The organism is Nocardiopsis metallicus, assembly GCF_014201115.1.
In the GTDB taxonomy this organism is placed as follows: domain Bacteria; phylum Actinomycetota; class Actinomycetes; order Streptosporangiales; family Streptosporangiaceae; genus Nocardiopsis; species Nocardiopsis metallicus.
On sequence record NZ_JACHDO010000001.1, the window covers coordinates 1,116,144 to 1,136,772 of the forward strand.

General features: G+C 72.1%; 16 protein-coding genes. 7 read left to right on the forward strand and 9 right to left on the reverse strand.

Annotation, left to right across the window (positions count from 1 at the left end; translation table 11 throughout):
* Positions 1 to 68 precede the first annotated feature (68 nt).
* Positions 69 to 1,712 carry a hypothetical protein gene (locus HNR07_RS04665; protein WP_184362373.1) on the forward strand — a complete coding sequence of 548 codons (1,644 nt, stop codon included), beginning with the start codon at positions 69 to 71 and terminating at the stop codon, positions 1,710 to 1,712.
* 98 nt (positions 1,713 to 1,810) lie between these two features.
* Here HNR07_RS04665 and HNR07_RS04670 read toward each other — a convergent pair whose 3' ends face one another.
* Positions 1,811 to 3,145: a hypothetical protein gene (locus HNR07_RS04670; RefSeq protein ID WP_184362375.1), complete on the reverse strand. Its 1,335-nt coding sequence runs from the start codon at positions 3,143 to 3,145 to the stop codon at positions 1,811 to 1,813.
* A 281-nt stretch (positions 3,146 to 3,426) separates the two neighbouring features.
* On the opposite strand from HNR07_RS04670, the gene HNR07_RS04675 reads away from it, so the two are divergent.
* On the forward strand, positions 3,427 to 5,373 hold the full coding sequence (locus HNR07_RS04675; RefSeq protein WP_246420086.1) for a hypothetical protein: 1,947 nt from the start codon (positions 3,427 to 3,429) through the stop codon (positions 5,371 to 5,373).
* A 419-nt stretch (positions 5,374 to 5,792) separates the two neighbouring features.
* Positions 5,793 to 7,271 (forward strand): sodium/glutamate symporter, encoded by a 1,479-nt coding sequence (locus HNR07_RS04680; RefSeq protein WP_184362378.1) that lies wholly within the window; start codon positions 5,793 to 5,795, stop codon positions 7,269 to 7,271.
* Positions 7,272 to 7,288: 17 nt separating this feature from the next.
* On the opposite strand, the gene HNR07_RS04685 is transcribed toward HNR07_RS04680, so the two are convergent.
* On the reverse strand, positions 7,289 to 8,686 hold the full coding sequence (locus HNR07_RS04685; protein ID WP_184362381.1) for a hypothetical protein: 1,398 nt from the start codon (positions 8,684 to 8,686) through the stop codon (positions 7,289 to 7,291).
* Between the two features lie 239 nt (positions 8,687 to 8,925).
* Positions 8,926 to 9,663: an SDR family NAD(P)-dependent oxidoreductase gene (locus HNR07_RS04690; RefSeq protein WP_184362383.1), complete on the reverse strand. Its 738-nt coding sequence runs from the start codon at positions 9,661 to 9,663 to the stop codon at positions 8,926 to 8,928.
* Positions 9,664 to 9,860: 197 nt separating this feature from the next.
* On the opposite strand from HNR07_RS04690, the gene HNR07_RS04695 reads away from it, so the two are divergent.
* A complete protein-coding gene (locus HNR07_RS04695) occupies positions 9,861 to 11,060 on the forward strand; it encodes a hypothetical protein (RefSeq protein WP_184362386.1) in 1,200 nt (399 codons plus the stop codon).
* Here the strand turns inward: HNR07_RS04695 and HNR07_RS04700 are convergent.
* Both HNR07_RS04700 and HNR07_RS04705 read right to left on the reverse strand, forming a co-directional pair.
* Entirely contained in the window at positions 11,057 to 11,518 is a 462-nt protein-coding gene (locus tag HNR07_RS04700; protein WP_184362389.1) for an Rv3235 family protein, read from the reverse strand. The two genes, HNR07_RS04695 and HNR07_RS04700, sit on opposite strands and share 4 nt — an antisense overlap.
* Positions 11,519 to 11,862: 344 nt before the next feature.
* Positions 11,863 to 13,410: a hypothetical protein gene (locus HNR07_RS04705; RefSeq protein ID WP_184362392.1), complete on the reverse strand. Its 1,548-nt coding sequence runs from the start codon at positions 13,408 to 13,410 to the stop codon at positions 11,863 to 11,865.
* Between the two features lie 219 nt (positions 13,411 to 13,629).
* Between HNR07_RS04705 and HNR07_RS04710 the strand changes: the two genes are divergently transcribed.
* The 3 genes from HNR07_RS04710 to HNR07_RS04720 all read left to right on the forward strand — a co-directional run bounded on the left by HNR07_RS04710 (position 13,630) and on the right by HNR07_RS04720 (position 16,324).
* Positions 13,630 to 14,142 carry a GNAT family N-acetyltransferase gene (locus HNR07_RS04710; protein ID WP_184362395.1) on the forward strand — a complete coding sequence of 171 codons (513 nt, stop codon included), beginning with the start codon at positions 13,630 to 13,632 and terminating at the stop codon, positions 14,140 to 14,142.
* The gene (locus tag HNR07_RS04715; protein WP_184362399.1) at positions 14,139 to 15,581 is read left to right on the forward strand and encodes an amidase; all 1,443 of its coding nucleotides are present in this window, start codon (positions 14,139 to 14,141) and stop codon (positions 15,579 to 15,581) included. Before HNR07_RS04710 ends, HNR07_RS04715 begins: the two co-directional genes overlap by 4 nt.
* A gap of 176 nt (positions 15,582 to 15,757) precedes the next feature.
* Positions 15,758 to 16,324: a TetR/AcrR family transcriptional regulator gene (locus HNR07_RS04720; protein WP_184371472.1), complete on the forward strand. Its 567-nt coding sequence runs from the start codon at positions 15,758 to 15,760 to the stop codon at positions 16,322 to 16,324.
* 48 nt (positions 16,325 to 16,372) lie between these two features.
* On the opposite strand, the gene HNR07_RS04725 is transcribed toward HNR07_RS04720, so the two are convergent.
* The 4 genes from HNR07_RS04725 to HNR07_RS04740 all read right to left on the reverse strand — a co-directional run bounded on the left by HNR07_RS04725 (position 16,373) and on the right by HNR07_RS04740 (position 20,627).
* Positions 16,373 to 16,600: a hypothetical protein gene (locus HNR07_RS04725; protein ID WP_184373085.1), complete on the reverse strand. Its 228-nt coding sequence runs from the start codon at positions 16,598 to 16,600 to the stop codon at positions 16,373 to 16,375.
* A 312-nt stretch (positions 16,601 to 16,912) separates the two neighbouring features.
* On the reverse strand, positions 16,913 to 18,664 hold the full coding sequence (locus HNR07_RS04730; protein WP_184362402.1) for a hypothetical protein: 1,752 nt from the start codon (positions 18,662 to 18,664) through the stop codon (positions 16,913 to 16,915).
* Between the two features lie 221 nt (positions 18,665 to 18,885).
* Positions 18,886 to 19,245, reverse strand: coding sequence for a hypothetical protein (locus tag HNR07_RS04735; RefSeq protein ID WP_184362405.1), 360 nt, complete (start codon positions 19,243 to 19,245; stop codon positions 18,886 to 18,888).
* Between the two features lie 125 nt (positions 19,246 to 19,370).
* Positions 19,371 to 20,627, reverse strand: a complete 1,257-nt coding sequence (locus HNR07_RS04740; RefSeq protein WP_221318714.1) for a GTP-binding protein — start codon at positions 20,625 to 20,627, stop codon at positions 19,371 to 19,373.
* Between the last annotated feature and the right edge of the window lie 2 nt (positions 20,628 to 20,629).

The following is a 20,629-nucleotide window of genomic DNA, read 5'->3' on the forward strand; positions in this document are numbered from 1 at the left end:
CACGGACCGTCCGCGGAACAGGGTAGGAAGGACTCGGAAAAGCGACAGACAGACACGGAGCCGCCCTTATGGATTCCCGCGACCTCAGCCCCCTGGAACAGGGCGAGTTCCTCCAGGACCTCGCCCGGAGCCTCGTCTCCGTCATGCCGCGGGGCTGGCAGCAGCTCACCTACCTGGCCCGGCCGATCGGTGGGCTCAACGAGCACGTGTTGGCGGTCCAGGGAGCGGACGGCCAGGTCAGCGAGGTCGAACTGCCCGACGACGCCCACGTCAAGGCCACCGCGCTCAAGAAGGCGGGATTCCAGGAAGGCAAGGGATCATGGCTCTCGATGGTCATGTCCGTCCACCACTCCGGCCAGATGAACGTCGAGTACAACCACGACGCCCAGCCGGACATCTCTCCCGTACCCAGCCCGCTGATCTACCTCCAGGAGCTGCGCCGCTTCCCCCGGCCGCAGGACCAGATCCCGGACTGGATGCGGGAGCAGCTCCACCTGGCCCGGCAGATGGACGTGGCCGGGATGACCGAGGAGTTCTGCGCCGCCGTGGCGCAGGCCTGCGCACGTGAAGGGCTGCACGCCGAGTACCTGCGGCCGAGCCATTTCCGGATCTCCGCCCCCGGGGCCGGTGTCCTGCTGGAGAGCGACCTGGCCACGACCATCGACAGCGCGCTCATCTCCCCGGCGGACCACCGGCCCGCGCTGGCCGCCCACTTCGCTGGTTACGTGGCCCGCCACGCACGGCGGCAGGGCCTTCTCGGTGAGGCCCCGCACGCGCAGCCCGCGCCGTCGAACCAGGGGGCGCCCGGCGACCCGCTGTCGGTCGCACTCGTGTCGGCCTTTCGCGAGGGCGGTGCCCAGGCCTCCTTCCAGGATCCGAACACCCTGGTCCTCCGGCTCCAGGACGGTAACAACGCCAGCACGGACATCAGCGGCTTCCGCTCCCAGCTGGAGGGTGCCTCACCCGAGCAGATCGCCCAGCACACGTCCGGGTTCGCCCGGGCCGCCCTCGAACAGATCTCCCGTCAGGTCGCCCAGGGGCAACGCAACAACGAGGAGGGCGCCACCGCGGACTCCGGGAGGCTGCGGGTCCGCCTCTACCCGGTGAACGCCTTCCCCGAGGGCGTGCTGGACAAGCTGCTCTCCCGCCAGATCGCCCCGGGGCTGTGGCAGACCGTGGTCGTGGACAGCCCAGAGACCCTTCAACCGCTCTCACGCGTACACCACGAGCGGTCGGGCCGCCCCGACGGCGAGGTCTTCGCCGAAGCGGTGGCGGGCGCGCTGGGCGAGGCCGTCGAGGTGAGCGAACACGGCCTTGACGGGACCGAGGTCGTGCACATCGGTGCCCAGCACCCCTACGTCGCGGCCCACGCCCACGCGCTGGACCGTTACGTGGGTGAGTCGCCCTACGGCTCCCTGGTCGCCTTCCCCGTGCCCGAGGTGATCCTCGCGCACCCGCTTGGCAAGGGCCACCCGATCGCTGCGATGGACCACCTGCAGGAGCTCGCCGCCCGCTTCACCGGGGACGCGGAGAAGCCGATCAGCCCCCAGCTGTACTGGTGGCACCCGAACTCGCGCGGCCGCGCCCAGGGCGAGCCGCTGGACCTGCGTCCGGTCGGGATCACCATGGACCACGAGAACAGGTCGGTGTCGCTGCACACCGGTGACGAGGAGTTCGCCGCCCTGCTCAACTCCCTGACCCAGCAGGGCTGATCCCGATGGCAGCGGCCCCGGTCCGGGACGCCTCGCCCCGGGCCCTCGTGTGGCCGCCCGGCAGCAGGGGCGGGCCGGCCGGGTCGGGTCCTGGAGTCTCAGTGCGTGTCACGCAGGTGTTCGGCCAGGTCGCGGGCGCGCGCCGCGGTGGTCGAAACGGGGTGGTGGCGGGCCAGCGCGTCCAGGACCGGGAGGGCGTCGGGGTGGGCGCGCAGACGGACCGGGTCGGGGGAGTCGAGGAGGCTCCGCTCGACGTCGGGGGTTCCCTCGGCGGCCAGGAAGCCGGCCAGGTTCGTGTTGTCGGGGGGCATCGCCGCCGCGACCATGTCGATCACCACCCACGGCCCGTACTCGCCCAGGAGCCGGTCGATACCGCGCTGGCTGAGCATCCCGGAGGAGAGCAGGACGACCGCCGCCATGCTGGCGACGGCGGGCAGCGGTGAGTGGAGCAGGGAGCGCAGCTCGGGTTCGAGCTCGGAGCTGGTGGTGTTGAGCACCTGAGTCGCCACCCAGCGGCGCAGTGCCACACCGGGGCCGGAGACGACCTCGGCGATCTGCCGCAGCGCCTCGGCGGGTCCGCGCCGGTCCAGCCATGGCCCGGCCTCGGCGAGGCGTTCCTCGAAGGGCAGCACGGACAGCGCGTCCAGGAATCGGGAGGCGCTGGCCCCGGCGAGGGTGTTCACGAGCGGGGCGTGGATGCCCACCTCCAGCAGGAGCCGACGGACCCCGTAGCGGCCCAGTGCGGTGAGTTCCACCGTGCAGTGACCGTGGCTCTCGCGGCCCGTGGCGGTGGCGGGGCGGTGGTCCAGTGCCACCGCCCCGGTGTCGGAGAGCTGCCACAGCACGTGCAGCAGCAGGTCGCTGGCCCTGGACAGGGGCGGTAGGGGGCAGAGCAACGCCTCACGGGCCAGGGTGTCCAGGTCCGGGCGGGAACCGTCGGGGGCCTCGTACAGGTGGCGCAGCACCCCGGGCAGCAGGTCGGGACCGGTGGTGCCGGGGGCGGGCGGGTCGGGGTGGTCGAGGTCGCCCCGCGCGTTCTCGATGGTGTACTCGAACTCCCGGAACCACCAGCCCAGGACCTGCTCCGGATCGTGTATCCGATCCTCCAACCCCGGGGCCGGGCGGGCGTGGGCGTCGACGATCTCCACCAGGCCCAACCGCAGGGCCGCGGACCAGGGGACGACGAAGTGGGCGACCTCGGCCGCCGAGTGGAGCCCGCCGAGCCAGGTGGTGCGTTCGGCCGCGCGTCCGGGCAGGTCGGGCGGCCAGAGCGCGAATCTGGTGATCGCGGTGCGGGCGTCGTCGATGCCGGGCACCCCGTGGCGGGTCACGGGTGTGGCCGGGGCGCTCCAGCGGGCCAGGCTGAGGGCGTCGCACAGCAGTGGGGAGTCCAGGGCCAGGCGGGCCAGGGCTTCGGAGGGGAGCAGTGACACGGGCCTTGCGGCGAGGGGTGGGTGCTCCGGGTTTGACGGGTCATGAGAGGGCACGTCCGCTCCCGGTTTCTTCTCAAGGGTTCTGCGTGAACACCTCTTGTACCGCCCTGGCCCGGGGCGGTGTGGTGGTTTCGCACAGATCGGTACGAACCCGGGAGCCGGTGGTGCACCCTGTGGCCCGTTTCGCCCGCCGAGGTGCCGATCCTCCACTCGGGCGCGGTTTGTCCACAGATCGCCGGGCGGGCGGTGTGCCCTGCGCCCGCGGTGTCTAGGCTGAGTGGATGGACCGTCGTGCAGCGCTGGAGTCCCATGTTCGCTCGATGCCGCCGGAACGGATCGCGGATCTGCTCGCCACCCTCACCGAAGGGGTGGTCAGGTATGCCCGGGCCACACCGCAGACGCTCCTGCACCTGCTGCCGCTCCTGGCCTACCGGCCCAGAGCCTTCGAACGCCTCACCCTCGCCCACCACCAGGTGATCTACGCGGCGGTGGGGCTGGCCGAGGACCAGAACGACCTGCGCACCGTCGACGACCAGGAACAGTTCCGCCAGGCAATGCTCCGCCGGGAGGCGCCGCCCTACTACCAGGAGCCGGGACGGGTGGACCACGAAGCGCTGTTGGCGAAGCTGGACGCCGACCGCCCCGGGCTCGCCCGGGTCCGGGCGGAGGAGACCATCGCCGACCTGGTCGCCCTGGTTTTCCTGTGGCCGGACGGGGAGGGCGGCTACCACCTGCTCGACGACGCCTTCGACCAGTTCGGCCTGCCCCGGGAACCCCCTTCGGTGGCGAAGGGGCTGGGGGAGTTCGACTTCGCCGGGGTGCGCAGGATCGCCCTGACCCTGGGGCTGGATCCCACGGGTGAATGGGACGCCATGACCGATGAGGTCGGCGCGGTCCTGCGCACACCCGAACGGGTGCGGAGCCTGTTCCGGGATGCCCAGCACGACGTCGTTCACCAGTTGCTCGGCTACGCGTTCCTGGGCACGGAGGCGCGCACCTTCCTGATCAGGGCGGCGGGGGGCCCGTTCCACTTCCCGGCGGACGGTACCGGCGATCCGGACCTGGACTGGGCGATCGAGCGGGGTCTGCTGATGCCCTCGGACGCGCTCAGCGACAGGCTCGTCATGCCGCGCGAGGTGGCTCTGGCGATCCGGCGCGCCCATCCCTGGCCGTTCAACCCGGCACCGCAGGCGGTGGTGGGGGTACCGGTGGAGCGGATGATGCCCGGTGGCGGCTCGGACGTGGCCGAGGGCTCCCGGCGGGCGTTGACCGCCCTGGCCGGGGCCGACACCCGGCTGTTGGCCGCGTGCGCCGAACGGCCTCCGCAACTTCGCAAGGACGGCCTGCTCATGAAGCGGGAGCGCAAGAGGCTCACCAAGGCGGCGGGCCGGGACGAGGACCTGGCCAGGGTCTGGGTGGAGGCAGCAGCGGTGCTGGGGCTCCTGGACCACGGGCACGGCCGGATCGTGCTGACCGAGCGGGCCGAGATCTGGCGGGAGCACGACACCGAGACCAGGCTGGCCGCGCTGCTGGAGGCCTGGACGGGGACGGAGGACGCGGCGTGGTGCTGGCCGAGTCCGGAGAGCCCGCCCAGGAGCAAGGGCCGGGACCGCAACGGACGGGCCCGGGTGCGCTGGGCGCTGGCCGGCTCGCTCAACCACCTGCCCTGGGGGACCAGCACCGGGGTGGTCGGCCACCGGCTGTTGGCGGAGCGGGCCCAGGGGCAGGAACTGCGGACGGGCGCGCAGTGGTTGCTCGCTGCGGTCACCTGGTACCAGCCGACCGTGGAGACCGAGGCGGGTACGGAGGGCAGGGTGATTCGGGCGCTGTGCGAGGCGGAGGCGCTGGGGGTGGTCTACGGCGGTGCGACCACCGAGGTCGGCCGCGCGCTGTCCGAGCACTGTCGGCGGAGCTGGGAGCCCTGGCCGAGGGCGGACGGGGAGCTGGTGGCGTCGGTGCGTCGCACCCTGGGGCTGGACTGGTCGGAGGAAGGGCCGCAGGGAGTGTGGGGATCCGGATCGGCGGGCCCGGAAGGCCGGTACGACCGGGGCGAACGAGCCGGCCGGACCGTGACCGGGCAAGGCCGGGAGCCCGGCGCGGAGCACGGGGAAGCGGACGGGACCGGGGCGGGGCGGGAGCGAGGGCTCGGTTTCGCCGCTCCCGGGGAGGAAGAGCACCGGGAGCTCAGAGAGGTGGCCCGCAGGCTCTTCGGGGAGGAATGGACCTGAGGGGCCGCGTAGTGCGGGCATGATCATCCTCACCGTGATTTCTGGCTGTGGTGGTGTGTGGGTTCCGGGCGCGCGGGTAGTCGACCACACCTCCGTGCAGGGGCTGGAGCGTGAAAGCGCCAACAGCAGCGGTTCTCTGTTTCCCAGGGTTTCCTGCCGGTAACAAGACTTTCGGTAGTGTTCCGGCTCCGGGACGACAGCGGTGCTTTGCCGCCCCGCCACCCTGTCTTGGTGACTTCGTGACCGTGTGTAGGATTCCCCAAGCGTTCGCGTAAGTTGAGCCACTTCCGTACGCGATCTACCTCCCAGCCACACAGCCCTTGTGCGTTCGTGCGCCCTTTCCGGGCCCGCGCGTCCAGGGGCGCACCTATGCCCCTTGCCGCCCCTGCGCGCCCGCGGGACCGTTTTGAGAGGTAGATATGTCCCCTGACACCGTTGGCCTCGCGCTCCTCCTCCTAGGGGCGTTGCTGCTGATCTCCAAGCTCGTCCGGGTCAAGTGGAAGCTGACACAGAAGCTCTACCTGCCGAGCTCGATCATCGGCGGCGGTATCGCGCTGCTGCTCGGCCCCGACATCTTCGGCTGGGCCATGGGGCTGCTCGCCGACCGGGGCATCGCGGTGGGCTTCGCGGAGCGGGCGGCCGAGGGCGGCCTGTTCGGGGTGGACATCATGTCGGTCTGGGCCGCGCTGCCCGGCCTGCTCATCTCGGTGGTCTTCGCCAGCCTCTTCCTGGGCAAGCGCATGCCCAGGATGCGCGAGGCGGTCGACCTCGCCGGGCCCAACCTCTCCTTCGGCATCACCGTGGCCAGCGGTCAGTACGTCATCGGCCTGCTGCTTGCCCTGCTGGTCCTGGCGCCCTTCTTCAACGTCCCGGTGATCTCCGGCGCGCTGATCGAGATCGGTTTCCTCGGCGGTCACGGCACCGCCGCCGGACTGGGCAACACCTTCGAACAGGTCGGCTGGGCAGAGGGCCAGGACCTGGCTCTGGGCATGGCCACCGTCGGTCTGCTCTCCGGGGTGATCATCGGCATCATCCTGATCAACTGGGGTGCGCGCCGCGGTAAGACCAGCGTGATCAGTGCCGACAACAAGGGCACCGACCGCGAGCAGGCCGGTCTGATCGAGCGCGAGAACCGCACCGCCGGTTCGACCATGACGGTCCACCCGTCGTCGATGGACCCGCTGACCCTGCACTTCGGCCTGGTGGCCCTCGCGGTGATCATCGGCCAGCTCATCCTGTCCGCCCTCCAGTGGGTCGAGCAGGCCGTGTGGGCCGACTCCATCGAGATCGTGGCCTACGTGCCGCTGTTCCCGCTGGCGATGATCGGCGGCATCGTCGTGCAGATGTTCGTCGACCGCTTCGACAAGAACCACCTCGTCGACGAGAAGTCGGTGGAGCGCATCCAGGGCCTGTCCCTGGACGTGCTCATCATCGCCGCGATGGCGACCCTGTCCCTCCAGGCCATCGCCGACAACATCGCCACGTTCGCGATCCTCTCCGCCGCCGGCGTCCTGTGGTGCCTGTTCGCCTTCCTCTTCCTGGCGCCGCGGATCATGCCGAACTTCTGGTTCGAGCGCGGTATCGGCGAGTTCGGCCAGTCCATGGGCGTCACCTCCACCGGCATGGTGCTCATGCGCGTGGTCGACCCCGAGGCCAAGACGCCCGCCTACCCGGCGTTCGGGTACAAGCAGCTCGTCTTCGAGCCCTTCTTCGGCGGTGGTCTGGTCACCGCTGCCGCGATCCCGCTGATCGTCAGCCCGCTGGTCGGACCGTGGGGCTTCCTGGCCATCATGACCGCGACGATGATCGCCTCGCTGTTCTTCGGCCTGGTCGTGCTCAGGCGCAGGCGCCGCAAGGAGGAGGAGCGCGCGGAGCGCGAACGCGTCTCGGCGGGCTGACGGTCTCAGAGCTGGCCTCAGGGCCGGGGCGGGGCGTGCGCCTCGGCCGCCCTGGCCCTGGCCGCGATCGACGGGTCCGGGTGGTGCCGCCCCAGGACCCGCAGGACCTCGCGGGTGTCGGGGTGCTCGGGCTGCCAGAGCCGGGTGACGTCACCCAGCAGGAAGCGGTCGATGCCCTCGGCCGCCTCGGAGACCAGGAACGACTTCAACCCGGTCTCGCCCAGGCAGGTGGCGGCGGCGAACATGTCGATGGCGGTCCAGCGGCCGAACTCGGCGGTGAGCCGCGCCCGTTCCGCGTCCGAGAGCATCCGGGAGGCCAGCAGGACCGCCGAGGCCAGGCTGGAGACGGTCGGGTCCGCGCTGTGGAGCAGTGCGTACAGGTCCGGTTCGATCCGGGAGCTGATAGTGCCCAGCGCCATGGTGGCGTTCCACCGGCGCAGGGCCAGCCCGGCCCCGGAGGAGGCGGCGACGATCTCCCGTAGCGCCTGCTGGGGGGCGCGCGCGTCCAGCCACGCGGTGAGTGCGACGAGCTGGCCGTCCGGGGAGAAGTCGGCCAGGGCGTCGAGGAACTCGTCGGCGTCGAGCCGGATGAACTCCTCGGTCAGCGGGGCGGACTGTTCCTCGGCGAGGAGGATCTGGCGGATCCCGAACCGGCCGAGGTCGGTGAGTTGCACCCAGGCAGGCCCCGGGCGGTGGCCGTGCGCGCCGGAGGTATCGGACCACGGGTCGTGCCAGGGGTCGTGCCAGCCCATGGAGACCGCTCCGGCGTCCGCGAGCTGCACCAGGGCCCTGGTCAGCAGCACGGTGCTCCAGGCCGGGCAGCGAGAGGGTAGGTAGTGGGTCTCCCGGGCGGGCAGGACCTCCTGCGTGACCAGCCGCAACGGGATCCGGGCTCCGTTGGGGGACTCGTAGAGGCGGCCCAGCGCGGTGTGCGGTTCCAGCCCGGCGGTGCCGCGCAGCGCGCGATCCACGCACAGGTGGAAGGCGAGCGTCCACCACCGCAGGATCCGGCCGGTGGAGCCGAGCCAGTGCTCCAGCTCCGGGGCGGGCCGGGCCTGTCCGGTCTCGCACTCGATCATGCCCAGGTGCTGAGCGGTGCGCCAGGTGGCGAGGAACTCCTCGGCCTGGGAGACGGAGTCGAGCTGCTCGGTCCAGATCTCACGCTGTTCCCGGTCCCGGCACAGGGCCCGCGGCCACAGCCCGAACTCTTCGATCGCCACGCGGACGTCGGCCAGGTCCGGTACGCCGTCCACGTCCACCGGGGTGACCGGCCCGCACCAGCGGGCGAGACCGACCGCGGTGCGCATCAGACGGCTGGACAGGGCTCTGTGGGCGAGTTCCTCGGTGGGCAGTAGGGACACCGGTCGGGCCGCGAACCGACGGTGGGACGGCGCCTCCGGGTGGTGGGATGACATCTGTGCCCCCGCGTTTCTCCTCGCGTCGAGTTTCCTTCCCTTGTACAGCGAGTCCGAGGGGCCGTGGTGTGGTTTCGAGGACATCGTGGCGAAAGCGTCGTCGAAAGAGGTTTTCGGATACCGGGACATGAGGGGTGGTCGGCGGAAAAACCCGGATTCTGGTTCCGTTAACGATCTGTCCGTGACCTGCTTCCCGCACGTCCTGGCCTTCCGGGGTGGATTCGCCGGAGTTCGCTGTATCAGCGCAGGTGGGAAGCGCCGTTCAGGTCCAGGATCGCCCCCGAGGACCAAGTCGCCTCGGGAGAGGCCAGGTAGCGCACGGCCGCGGCGATCTCCTCGGGCTCCGCCACCCGACCGAACGGGCTCTGCGCGCGGACTTCGTCATTGACCCGCTCGGCCACGCGCTCGGTCGCCACGAACCCGGGGGCCACGGAGGCGACCGTGATGCCGTGCGGGGCCAGGGCGACCGCCAACGACTGGCCGAGTGAGTGCAGGGCGGCCTTGCTGGCCCCGTAGGCGGGGTGGTCCGGTTCGCCCTTGAAGGCGCCGCGCGAACCGACGTTGACGATGTGCCCTTCGGCGCCCCGGTCGATCATGTGCCGGGCGACGAGGTAGGAGACGTTGGCCGCACCGAACACGTTGACGTCCACGGTCTCGCGCCAGGCCGTCTGCCAGTCCGCGTAGGAGGTGTCGGCGATCGGATGGGGCAGATTGACCGCGGCGTTGTTGACCAGCACGTCCACACCGCCCAGCTCCTCCACCGCCCGCTCGACCAGCGCGGCGGCGGCATCGGGGTCACGTAGGTCGGCCCCGACCAGCACGTGCCCCTGTCCGGGGAGCGCCGCCAGGGTGGCCTCCGCCTCCTCCCGGCGGTTGCCGTAGTGCACGGCGATCCGATCGCCCGCCTCGGCGAAGGTGGTCGCGACCGCCCGGCCGATCCCCCGGGCGGCACCGGTGACCAGCACGTTGCGACTCATGGTGTGACCTTTCGACGGTGTGACGGCGCCCCGAGGCTATCGGTCTCCGACAGGGCCGCAGCCGCCCAGGTCCGGCTGACTCCGCGGCAGGCCCCTGACCGGCAAACGCCAGGGCGCCGGATGTTCCGTAATCTCGGCAGAACCAACCGGGCGCGGGCGGCTTCTCAACACCGACGGGCGCCGGGAGGGCATGTTCGGTGAGAAAGGGCGCTGACGAGGTGGAAGATCGGTGGGACCTGGTAACGGGGCCCGGTGACGGCGAGATCGTGCGCGTCCGGCTCGACGACGGTCAGGAGGCCGAGGTGTCGCCCCCGATGATGGCCGCCGTGGCACGGGCCCGCCCTCAGGAGAACCGCCCGGACCCGTTCTCACTGGACCCCGGGGTGCCGGAGAAGACCGTCTCCGATCTGGTCGCCGGCGGACTGGCCGGGTACGACGAGGACTCCGGCGGCTGGTGCCTCACCGTGGTCGGGGCACAGTTGCGTTCCGCGCTGGTCCTGGACGCGCACCGGCACCACGCCGAACCCCGGGGCGTCAGCGTGCACCCCGAGCTCAGCGAGGACGACCGTGAACTCCTGGTCGAGGCCCTGAACTGGGAGGGCCGGGAACCGGAGCCGGTACAGCCCAGCGAACTCGCCCCCACGGATCCGGCCCCGAGATCGCCCACGGAGTCCGTCAGCGCCCTGGTGATCCTCCTGGGCACGGTGACCGGTGTGCTGTGTGTGGCGCTGATCAGCTCTTTCGAGGCCTTCGCCCTCCTCCTACTGCCCGGCCTGCTCCTGGGAGCGGGTGCTCTGTACAGCTTCCAACGCCAACGCGCCGCCCAGATCCAGGCGATCGCCGAGAACGACGAACCCGACGTCATCGAGGAACTCCAGGGGCACTTCGTCACCGGCGACATGCTGGACACCCCCGCCCGCTGGATGCTCGGCCGGGCCCAACGGGCCGCGGACGCCGTCCTCGACTCCGCGATCCACCAGCGCGGACTACTGCTCGACGAAGTACGCAACCGGGTCGTGCTCGCCGACGTCGAGTGGGCGGTGGCCCAGAGCCTGCTCCGCCAGTCCCGGGCCCGCGCCAGGATCGAGACCACGCCGCTGACCGGCGAACGCAGCCGCCAGGCGGCCGAACGGGCCCGCACCGCCCTGCACGAGGACGTCGCCGAGGTGGAGCGGCGGATCCGCACCCTGGAGGACTACGCCCGCCGGGTGCGCGAGGCCGAACTGGAGGACCAGGACCGCCGCAGCGCCGCCGAGCTGGACGCCATCGCCGACAGCACCACCGAAGCCGGGGCCGCCCACCCGCACCAGGAGGATGCCCTCTCCCACTTGGTCCGGGCTCAGGAGCTGGCCCTGCGCGTGGCCGCTCTCAGCGACGACGCGCAGGGCTCCTCCTAGCGGCGGTGGTCCGTTTCCAGGCGGGTGCAGATCCAGCGCTGTCCTTCGCGGCGCAGGCGGAAGGCGAAGGCGCGTGCGCGGTGGTCGCAGCCGATGACGGCGCTGGCCTCGACCCCGGCCGCGCCGAGCGGTTGGTGGAAGACCCGGCTCAGTCGGGGTGCGATGGCGCAGCTGACGGAGCCGCGCAGGCGGCGCAGTTCCTCGCGGACCGGGACGGTCACGTGCCGGTTGAGGACTTCGGGAGCGCGCCTGCCGACCAGGACCTCGGCGATCTGCTGGGCCAGGAGGCGCACGTGGGCGGGGGTGCGGTGGCCCGCCAGGGGTGAGGTCGCGCAGGGGCCGGAGGTCATGCCTCGCAGCGGGGTGCGGGCGGGGGTGCGTACCGGCTTCCAGGGGTTGGCGGTGGTGCGGGCGCAGACCGGGCGGGGGCAGGGGCGGCCGTGGCAGGGGTGGTTCATGGACAGATCCCTTCCGGGGAGGAACGAAACCCTGATGCCCTACATAGAGCGAGCAATCGCCGTCTGGTGCCACCTGGCATTCCAGGTTTCGGTGGTTTCTTTTCGCACTGGCCCCGCCAAACCCTGACAGACCACACAAGTCACCCGTCTCCGCCTGTACGCAGGTCGTGAGCTTCGCGGCGGCGGTGCGGGCCGGGACCCGGTACCTGCCCCGGTTGGGCAACACCGCGGTGTGAGCGGGCCCCGCCCCCGATGGCGCAGCGGCTCGCCCCACTCCCAGCCTGGTAACGCCTGGTCACCCGGTAGTGGCGAGTGCGGCCGGGGCAGACGACAGCGGGGTGCGCTCAGGACCCCGCCCCCACCGTGCTGAACCTGGCGCGGCGGGCGGCTCGGGCGGCGTCCGGGCCCACAGCGCCGAGGGCGATCGCGGTCAGTACTCCATCGGCCGCCGGGTGTCCCGAGCGCCACATCAGCCCCGTGACCGCCTCCGGGTCCCGCCAGACCCGGGTGTCGGCGGGTAGGGGAGTGCCTAGCTCCACCCGCAGGGCGTAGGTGTCCAGCAGGACCACCACCAGTTGCTCCAGCCGGACTCGGCCGGGGTCGTGGCGGGCGTGCGCGATCCACCCGCCCAGTACGGGGTGGTCGCGGTAGGCCGCGAACACCGGGCCGAGCTCCTCCTCCAGGCCGTGGAACAGGCGGAAGACGTCCACCCGCTGGCGCCAGGAACCGAGTTCGGCACAGACCTCCAGCAGCTCACGGGCTGCGGGCCGCACCCCGCGCTCGGTCATCCACTGCCGTCCGATCACCTGCGCGTCCACCGGCCGCCCCTCCCAGAGCTGGAAGAGCAGTTCCCGCGCGCTCATCTCCGTGGTCGGGGGGTAACCGGGCAGGGCGATCCCCCAGCGCCGCCACCGGTGTGCCATGCCCTGGTCGCCCAGGGGGGTGATCCGCAGACCCGCACCGGGGAGGGACTCGATCGCGCCCAGGCCTACCAGGGTCCGCACCGCCGCCGAGACCTCCTCCTCCGGGCACATCCCCTCCTGCCCCCGTTCTCTCCGGCCGGGCCAGGGGGCGAGCACCTCCACCAGGTCGGCGACGATCCACACCCCGCCGGAGGTGAAGAGCTCGCCGAGCACCCGTAGCCCCAGCGTGCCGTGCCCAGAGACCATGGTGGGCAGCGCTTCGGCCCAGGAACGCACGACGCGGACGTCGTCGTCCCAGCCGCCCACGGCTGGTCCCGGGCGGACCCCGGTGTAGGTGGTGCGCAGGAACCCGGCGCGCAGCGCGGTCTCGAACAGGTACGGGACCTCCTCCGGGGCCAGCCCCAGGTGCGCGGCGGCCTCGTCCAGGGCGTGCTCGGTGAGCGTTTCGTGCTCCGCCTCCCCGTCCAGCGGCAGGCCCTCGCCGACCCACGAGGCCAGGCGCAGCGCCCGTCCCAGGACCGGGCAGGCGCGGGCGGCGGGGGCCGACCGCTCGGCCGGGGCGAGGTGGACCCGGGGCAGGTCCTCCGGCTCCCAGAGATGCCCCCACCACGGGGACTCCCGGTGCTCCGGCGGCCAGGGCGCCTGGTCACGGGGGAGCACCTCGGCCGCGGCCACGGCGGCGCGCAGGACGCGCGGGCTCTCGGCCGGGCCCAGCAGGCCCCGGGCCACGAGGTAGTCGCACCAGGTCAGCCAGGTCTCTCGGAAATCCTCCGGTACCGCTCCCTCGGCGGACAGGGTGAGCGTGACCCGGGTTACGTCGTCCCGGTCCCAGTCCCCGGGGTCGGCGCGCACGGCCCCGTGCGCGGTGAGCACGCGGGTGAGGAAACGCGGATCGGCGGTACGCGGCGGACGGGCGTTACGGGCCCATTCGAGGCAGGAACGGACGGCTTCGGAAACGGAAACGGTCATGGCGTCCTCGCTTGTCTCCCGGGGGGCGGGGCGGCCGCGCCCCCTCGCACCATCGACGGGGACGCGGCCGCGAAACCATCATCGGAGAATTCGCGATTTTCTGCCGGGGGCCTGTGGACAACTCACGTTTTCGCAGTTCGGAGAGGAAAAGGTGAATTCGGGAGGGGTATGAGGGAAACCCGCTGGAAAGCCCGGGCGCCGGGTTGGTTGAATACGGCCATGATGATTCGAACCGCCCTCCCCGCCGAGCGGGAGACCGTCGGCGAGCTCCGGGTCCTGGCCTACAACGCCCAGGGGCTGCTGGACGCCAGCCCTTCGTACGCCGACACCCTGCGCGACCTCGGCTGGCAGGGCCGTGACGAGGTCCTGGTGGCCGTGGCGGACGAACGGGTGGTCGGCACGGTCGTGTTCGTGCCCTGGGGGCCGCACTGCGAGGTCGCCCGAGGCCCGGACGAGGCGGAGGTCCGGGCCTTCGCCGTCGACCCCTCGGCCCAGCGGCGCGGGGTCGGCGCGGCGCTCGTGCGCGCCGTGGTGGAACAGGCCGAGGGGGAGGGCGTCAGCCGTCTGGTGCTGTGCACGCGGACGGTGATGACCGGAGCGCAGCGCCTGTACGAGGCCCACGGGTTCGTGCGCCTGCCCGAACGCGACTGGGAGCCGGTACCCGGCGTCGACCTGCTCGCCTACGGGCTGGTCCTCAAGGACCGACCGGCCCTCTTGGAACCTGCGAGTTGAAACAACACGAGTACGCGGACCTGGACGCGACCGCACTGGCGGCGGCCCTGTGCTCGGGCGAGGTGAGCCTGGACGAGGTCGAGACGGTGGCCCGGGAGTGCCTGGCCAAGGCCGACGCCGACCTCAACGCGCTCACCCGGCCGCCCTTCGAACCCGGTCTGTCCCACGATCCCGAAGGCCCGCTCGCCGGGGTTCCCTTCGTGGTCAAGGACAGCGGTCCCGTGGCCAAGGGGGTGCCCTTCAGCCTCGGCAGCCGTGCCCTGCGCGGGGCGGTGGCCGCCGCTGACCAGGACGTGATGGCCAGGTTTCGGGCGGCCGGACTGGTGGCGCTGGGGCAGAGCACCGCCCCGGAGCTGGGGCTGAGCTTCGCCACGGAGTCCCTGGCACACGGCACCACCCGCAACCCCTGGGACCCCGCTCGCGGGGTCGGCGGCTCCAGCGGGGGAGCCGCGGCCCTGGTCGCCGCGGGTGCGGTGCCCTTCGCGCACGGCAACGACGGCGGGGGCTCCATCCGGGTCCCCGCCTCGGCCTGCGGGGTGGTGGGGCTCAAACCCAGCCGGGGCCGGGTGCCCTGCGGGCCGCTGGTGGGGGAGGCGGCCTTCGGGCTGGTGTGCGAGTTCGGCCTGACCCGCACCGTCCGTGACGCCGCGCTCCTGCTCGACCTCGTGGGCGCCCCGCCGGTCGGCGAGAAACACGTGGCACCGCCACCGCCCGGCGGTTCCCACACCGCGGCCCTGCGCACGGACCCCGGGCGGCTGCGGATCGCGGTGAGCACCCGCCCCTGGGCGCCGGCCGAGGTGGATCCCCAGGTCGCCGAGGCCGCGCGGGACGCGGGCCGGGTCCTGGAGTGGATCGGGCACACGGTCACCGAGGACGCTCCGGCCCTGACCGCCGAGGACGTGGTGGAGGCTTCGGTGCTCGCCGTCGTCTCCACCGTCGCCGCGCTCTCCGAGGGGCCGTACCCGGCCGACCCCGCCCGGATGGAGGCCGTCCCGGCGCGCCTGCTCACCGAGGCCCGGGGGTACGGCGCCCTGGACGTGATGGCCTGCCTCCAGGCCCAGCACCGGGTCACCCGGTCGGTGGGGCGGTTTTTCCAGGAGCACAGCTCTCAGCGGCACTGTTTCCAGGGCTGCGACCTGCTGCTCACCCCCACGGCGGCGGGGCTGCCCGTCCCGCACGGGACCCTCGACCACGGCGCCGACCACACGGTGCGCTCCTGGCTGCGTCGCATCTACGCCCACGGTCCCTTCACCGCGCCGTTCAACGTCTCCGGGAACCCGGCGGTCAGCCTGCCGTTGGCCCAGAGCCGGGAAGGGCTGCCGATCGGGGTGCCGCTCGTGGCCGCCCACGGGCGCGAGGACCTGCTGCTGGCGGTCGCCGCGCAGCTGGAGGAGGCCGTGCCCTGGCGGGACCGTCGGCCTCCGATGTCGGTCGGCTGAGCGGCCCACAGGGGTCCCTAGCCGACCAACGCCGTGTTGGCATACGTTCCGATCTGGGGCAAGCTGGGGTCGTAGGCACACGAGGGCTGTGGGGGCTCATGACGGATGGATCGGGTATGACGGCGCCGCTGGAATCGAGCTCGGGGACCAGCGGAAGCCTTCGGGCCGCACAGCGGATGCTCCAGCTGCAGAACAGCCTGGTGGAGCTGCTGCGGACCAAGCCCTTCAGCCAGATCACCTACAAGGAGATCACCGAGGGCGTCGACATCGACCGGTCCACCGTCTACCGCTACTACAACCACAAGAACCAGGTGCTCCAGGCCGCCGTGGACGTGCGGCTGACCGCGTTCTCCTCCCAGGTGGATCTCACGTTCGGCCGGATGGAGTCCATCGACGGCTACATGGGCCGCCTGGTGGACGCCTGGATCGGCCTGTGGCTGGAGTCGGGCGGGCTGCTCGCGGCCGCCTCGGGCCTGGGCGCGGAGCCGGGGCCGCAGCGCCAGTGGTGGCGGGAACGGATCGAACCGTGGATCGAGGCGGTCCGCGAGGCGATCGAGGTGGCCCGCTTCGTGGAGGAACTGCCCAAGGACGGCCGCCCGGCGCTGCCCCTGGCCGAGATGACGGTGGGCCTTTGCCTGTCGACCTTCAACACCGAGCTGACCGTCCAGCACACCGAGGAGCACCGCACGATGGTTCGGGACCTGTTGCTCGACGCGATCCTGCGCACCATGGGCCGCAAGTGACCCGAGGCCGCGGCCCCCTCGCGTAGGCCCGTTGGTGCGGAACGCGCCTCAGGCCCGCTGGCGCGCCACGTTGCCGAAGGAGCCGACGACCGCCCCCAGCGCGAACATGGAGGCCTCGTCCTCGTCCATGTGGACGATCCCGGCCGGGATGCGCACACGATAGGGCCTGTCCTCGCTGGCCAGGATCTCCAGACCGTCGATGATCCCCTGCCCCTCCAGCATCAGCAGGGCCTCTCCGACCCTCCCGGTGCGGTCTCCCCGCGCCCATATCGACATGCGTTCACCCTAACGTTCGGCCCGGGGCCGAAAGCGGAGTCGGCCTGAAACAGGGGGACGCGAAACGGGGTTCCGGGAGGTTCCGCGGCAAAGCGAAACCGACCTGGAATTCCTGGTCCGCAGCACCCTGGCTTCCCCTGTTGGGATAGGGGACTGCGTTCCAGTGATACCACCGGCGGTGCAGTTGCACGTGCATGTTCACGTGTAGATGGCCGAAAGCGGCCACCAGCCCGGGATTCTGGGCGGTAGCCGGTGCGGTGGAGCACGGTTCCGGGTACGGGTCTTAGGCCGTTCCGGGACTGCCCGAGCCGCTCAGGGGCTGAGAACGGTCATCTCGTCGCCGTGGGCGTCCAGGGCGGTGAGCACGACCTCCTCGACGGGAGGGGAGTCCGAGCGCGGACCGCTCACCGCCAGGAAGCCGCTGCCGTCCTCGCCGCTGCCCTCGACACCGCCGACCGCCGTGATCGTGTCGACCTCGCGTGAGGCGGCGGCCAGGTAGTGCCACCGGCCGTCGGCGTCCTGCCACCAGGTGCCCGCGGCCACCTGGCGGTTGAGGTTGCTGCAGTCCCAGCCGCCCTCGCGCTCCCCGGCCACGATGGTCTCGGTGCCGTCATCGGTCTGCGCGACCAGCACCGCGCGAGCCAGGCCGCCGCCGTCGTGCGCACCGAACCTGACGCACGCCCATCGCCCCTCTCCGCCACCGGGCAGCTCCTGGACGGCGAACTCCCAGGCCGTGGCGGTGCGCACCGGACCCTCGGGTGGTGCCCCGGCGCAGGCCAGCTCACCCCACAGATCGAAACCCTGCTCCGGGGCGAGCACCTCGTGCGGCCCCAACCGGCGGATCTCGGCGGGCGGGGGCGGCATGTACCCCAAGTGGGCGGTGTCCAACCCGCCCAGGTCGATCGCCGTGTACGGCTCTCCGTGCGCCACCTCGGGGGCGCGCAGCCGCAGGACCGGGCCCACACCGCAGTGCTCGCCGGTGGGCAGCGCCTCGGTCACCCCGTCCTCGTGGCCGACCTCGGACCAATCGGCCCCGGCCTGCCCGAGCGGTGCGGTGTCGGCCTCGCTCACCCACGGCGGCAGCAGGTAGTGGGTGCCCGCGTCGGTGTCGGCCAGCCGCAGGGCGGGCCAGTTGGCCACCCCGTTGCCGGGTTCGGCGAACACCTCGACCAGCTCCTCGCCGCCCTCACGGGTGTAGCGGGCCACCCGGGGGCCGTCGTGCAGCAGCACCACGTCCCGGTCGGCGACCTCACCGGCGAACAGCAGCGCGGGCCCGCTGGGTGCGCGGCCCGGGACGTGGCCCTCCTGCTCGGTCCAGGCGGCCAGGGAACGCCGGACCAGGGCGTCGTCCCCGACCGCCTCGCCCCGCGGGTGCCAGGCGGTCAGGTCCAGGCGGAAGCTCTCCCGCCAGGAGTCCGGGGCCACCGCCCCGGCCAGCCGGGGCGGTGGAGCGGTGAAGGTGGTGACGCCCGTCCCGCCACTGGTACCGGCCCCGGTCAACCCCAGGGCGGCCACCGCCAGCACCAGGACACCCGCCGCGGCGACCAGGCCGCGGCGGTGCATCAGCGAACCCCGGCCGCTGACCCGAACCACCGTCGGGTCGGGCAGGCGCAGGGTGGCCGGAACCTCCCGGGCCCGCTCCACGGCGGTCGCAGCCTCACGGACCCCCACCGAGGCGAGCAGTGCGGTCGCGGCCTGGGCGTCCAGGGATTCCATCCGCATCAGGGCGTAGGCCGCGCGGGCGGGGGAGTCCAGACCCTCCAGAGCCTCCAGCGCGCGGACCTCGCCGCCGGTTCCGTCCACCGGGGAGACCCGCATCCCCGCCTGACCGCGCGGGTGCCAGCTCCGGGGGAAGAGCGAGCGGCGCAGCACCCGGCGGCGGACCCTCGCGTACTCGTGGGGGCGGGGGTGGCGGCGTCCGCGCGGAAGCGCCCCGGTCACCAGCCGGTGCGCGTCCTCCAGCAGACCGGGGGAGTTCCGGTGGCCGGAGAGCGTGACCAGGGCGAGCAGGACCAGGTTCCGGTACGGGTTGGGCGAAAGGCGTTGCTCCAGGGGGCCGGGCATCGAGTCTCCTTGGGATCTTTCCGAGCGAGACTAGGGAAACCGGGCCGGACTCACCCGGCGAACGCCGATACCCGCCCCCTATGCCCCGAAAGTCGCACCCAGTCGGCGCTCCCGGTCATCCGATCGTGCTCGCGGCAGGCTCCCGGAGAGCCGGTGGCTCCCCGCCGAAGAAGGTGCCCTCGCCGCTTCCCGGCACCCGCTCGTTTTCGCGACTGGAGGTTTCACCGAGAGCGCTGCGGAGTGGTTCGAAGCGGTTCAGAGCGGTTGTGGGAGGTTCCTGCCCCCAAGATCTCCCACCGGGGGATGGGCGGGTACTGGGCGGGGCACACGATGCGCGGTGTCTGGCCGATCGGCAGGTGCGCGGAATCCTCGCGCAGCTCGCCGTCCCGCCGCATGTACTGGAAGGTGCCGTCGACGAACACCAGAGAGCCGGTGGCCCGCTGCCATGCCGCGACGGTTTCGGGCACCGTGGCGGGGATCCGCCGACCCGTGTACCAGACGGGGTCGGTCGGAACGAGCACGGTTCGTTCCTCGGGCAGGCACAGGTCGAACCCGGGCTCGAAGGCGTGTCGCCGGGTCACGCCCACGGGCCCGGCGCCGAAGCGGTGCTACCGGCTGACGGTCGGCCCCGCGGGCAGCCGTGTCACCGGGCCCGCCGTACCGGTGCCTCCGGTGGAGGCCCGGGTACGGTGGCCCGGGTGGCAGGTCAGGCGTGCTGGTGGTGGGCGTGCACGCCCCGCACGTCCCACACGGGGAAGGGGTCGGCCAGGCGCTCCCAGGGGGTGTGGAACTCCTCGTCGGTCAGCAGACAGGAGTCCAGTGCCGACTTCAGCGCCTCATGGCGCAGTTCCGTGCCGATGAACACCAGTTCCTGTCGGGGTTCCACGGTCTCGCTGCCTTCGAGGTCCTCGGGGGAGTAGCCGAGGGCGAGGCCGTCGGCGGGGTCCCAGACTCCGGCGGGTTCGAACCGGGCCACCGGTCCGGCCTGGGACCACAGGCCGGTCATCCTCGGCCGGGTGGCCAGCCAGAAGAACCCCTTGGTGCGCAGGATCGTGCCGAAGCCGCTCCCTTCGAAACCCGAGGAGAGCAAGTCCCAGAGCCGCTGCGGGTGGAAGGGGCGTTCCGCCCGGAACACCAGGCTGGAGATCCCGTACTCCTCGGTCTCGGGCACGTGGTCGCCGTTGAGCTCGTTCACCCACCCGGGCGCGCGCGAGGCCCGCTCCAGGTCGAAGCGGTTGGCGCCGACGAGTTCGACCGGGTCCACCTGACCGTGTTCGATCCGCAGGACGCGTGCCAGGGGGTTGAGGCGGCGCACGGCGGCCTCCACGTGGTCGGCCTGCTCCGGCGTGACCAGGTCGATCTTGTTGACCAGGATCAGGTCGGCGAACTCCACCTGGTCGACCAGCAGGTCGCTGACGGTGCGTTCGTCGTCCTCGTAGGCGTCCAGGCCGCGTTCGACCAGGTCGTCCCCGGCACCGAGCTCGCTCAGGAACCCGGCGGCGTCGACCACCGAGACCATGGTGTCCAGACGCGCCCCCTGGAGCAGGGGGTTCCCGTCCGCGTCCGGGACGGCGAAGGTGGCCGCCACGGGCATGGGTTCGGAGATACCGCTGGACTCGATGATCAGGTGGTCGAAGCGGCCCTGGCGGGCGAGCTCGGCGACCTCCTCCAGCAGGTCGTCGCGCAGGGTGCAGCAGATGCACCCGTTGGTCATCTCCACCAGGCGCTCGTCGGTCCGGGTCAGGTGGCCCTCGCCCCTGACCAGGTCGGCGTCGATGTTGATCTCGCTCATGTCGTTGACGATGACCGCCACCCGCAGGCCGTCCAGGCGGTGCAGCAGGTGGTTGAGCAGGGTGGTCTTGCCCGCGCCCAGGAAACCGGAGAGTACGGTCACCGGGAGTGCGGGCGCGTCAGCGGGTGCTGTGGCGGTTGCGCCGGTAGGCGTGCTCGTGGAGGTGGACATCT